This window comes from Vibrio sp. 10N.261.52.A1 (genome assembly GCF_002876325.1).
GTDB lineage: Bacteria > Pseudomonadota > Gammaproteobacteria > Enterobacterales > Vibrionaceae > Vibrio > Vibrio chagasii.
In genome coordinates, this window is the sequence record NZ_MCYD01000900.1 from 1 (window position 1) to 2,102 (window position 2,102).

The following is a 2,102-nucleotide window of genomic DNA, read 5'->3' on the forward strand; positions in this document are numbered from 1 at the left end:
AGGGCCAAAGATCTCTTGTTGAACGATGTCCATGTCATGTTTCACGTCTTTAAGAATGACGGGTTGAATAAACTGGCCATCGAGTAATTGAGTTCGTGTAACAGGCTGTGCACCTTGCTCAATCGCTCGGTCAATTAAGCTTTGGATATTTTGTTTTGCTCTTTCACTGATGACTGGGCCGATATTGACGCCTTCATCTAAGCCATTGCCGACCTTAAGCTGTTGTACTGCTTGGTCGAACTTAGCCACAAATTCGTCGTGTACTTTACTGTGGATATAGAAGCGGTTAGCACAAACACAAGTTTGCCCTGCATTGCGGAATTTAGATGCCATTGCTCCTTGCACGGCAGCGTCGATGTCTGCGTCGTCAAACACAATAAAGGGTGCGTTGCCACCAAGTTCCATTGAAGTGCGTTTGATGCCTTTGGCAGCTTGCGCCATCAAGATGCTGCCAACACGGGTAGAGCCGGTGAATGAGATCTTTTTGATTAATGGGTGTGAAGTAAACAGTTCGCCGATTTGTTCCGGACTATTACCTAAAACCACTTGAATAAGGTCTTCAGGGATTCCTGCTTGGTAAGCCAGTTTAACGACCGCAAATGCTGAAAGTGGTGTCTCGTCAGAAGGTTTCACAATGAAGCTACAGCCAGCCGCTAATGCAGGCGCTGCTTTACGCGTGATCATCGCCACGGGAAAGTTCCACGGCGTGATGGCACAGGCTAACCCAATCGGTTGTTTGATGGTGACTAGGCGTTTATCTGCCGCAGTACTTGGGATCGAATCGCCGTAGGTGCGCTTGGCTTCTTCGGCGAACCACTCAATAAAGCTTGCGCCGTAAACCACTTCGCCAGTGGCTTCAGCCAATGGTTTACCTTGTTCCATAGTCATTAAGCGAGCAAGATCATCTTTGTTTTCAAGGATCAACTTATACCAATTATTCAAAAGCGCAGCGCGAGTTTTAGCTGGCACTTGTGCCCACTCTTTCTGTGCAATATGTGCACGCTTGATGGCGTTATCTAATTCCACTTTGGTTGAGATTGGCGCATAGCCAATAACCTCACCGGTTGCTGGATTGGTGACCGCAACCGCGCTGTCTGCTTCTGTCACCATAAAAGAGAGTAATTGCTTGTTGTTGATTTTGAGCATTGTGGTTCCTTATTGATGATTACTTAACACGTGTTGACCTTGTGAGTGAACTTACCGCTGACCAGGAGCCAGATAGCCTCTAACGCTTTATTGTTGACCCCAGTTGTCCGCTTCGATTTTCGCTAGTGCTTTCGCCGCTTTTTGCAGTGCAGGCAAAAACTTAATCGCTTCATCTGGCTTCACTCGAATCACAGGTGCTTGAATTGCTAAACCAAGGTTGGATTGACCGGTTGGTGATGGGATGAGTACCGCAATACACACCAAACCTGGAAGAAACTCTTCATCGTCAATGGCATAGCCTTGGATCTTCGCTTCTTCGATATCTTGTTCTAGAACGGAATAGTCGGTAATGGTTTTCACTGTGTACTGCGTTAGAGGCACATTCTCGATCAGTCGTCTGCGCTGTGATTTCGACATGTGAGCCAAAAACAGTTTGCCGGTAGCCGAGCAATGCACAGGAACGCGAGAACCTGGTTGGAGGTGGAAACGAAGTGGGGCTTCCGTTTCTGCACGGTCAAGGTAGATGATCTCGCCGCTTGATAGCGCTGTCAGGTTGCAGCTTTCGCCAACTTCTGCACGCAGGTTTTCAAGAATCGTGCGTCTTGCACTGTGCATAGTGCTATTGAACAGTAGGTTCTCAGCCAGTTTTCTGAGTCGAATACCTGAGCTGTAGTGCTTATCGTCACCATCTCTTTGAATGATGCCTGCTGATTCCAGTTGTTGCAGCATACGGTGTAACGTCGGTTTCGGTAGCCCGGTTTCTTCGACTAATCCTTGAAGAGAAATGAATTCGTCTTTCTGTGCGATTACCTCTAATAGAGCAAAAAGTCGAAGAGTTGGCGTATCTCCTTGAACTTGTGGTGTTTCTGTTTGCATACAGTGATTCATCCTTGCGATATGTCTATGTGTAAGAGTGTACATAGCAAATCAATTTCCTTCAATTATCTGAATAATAT

At 46.7% G+C, this 2,102-nt stretch carries 2 protein-coding genes; both read right to left on the reverse strand.

The features are described from left to right. Positions 1-1,146 (reverse strand): NAD-dependent succinate-semialdehyde dehydrogenase (locus BCT81_RS19470; RefSeq protein ID WP_102425527.1); only part of this gene is annotated, 1,146 nt, incomplete at its 3' end. 87 nt (positions 1,147-1,233) lie between these two features. After that, positions 1,234-2,022: an IclR family transcriptional regulator gene (locus BCT81_RS19475; protein ID WP_008215739.1), complete on the reverse strand. Its 789-nt coding sequence runs from the start codon at positions 2,020-2,022 to the stop codon at positions 1,234-1,236. Positions 2,023-2,102 lie beyond the last annotated feature (80 nt).

What these genes read in the sequence shown, in the direction of transcription:
- BCT81_RS19475 (WP_008215739.1), bottom strand. Translation starts at nt 2,022, where the DNA reads ATGCAAACAGAAACACCACAAGTTCAAGGAGATACGCCAACTCTTCGA.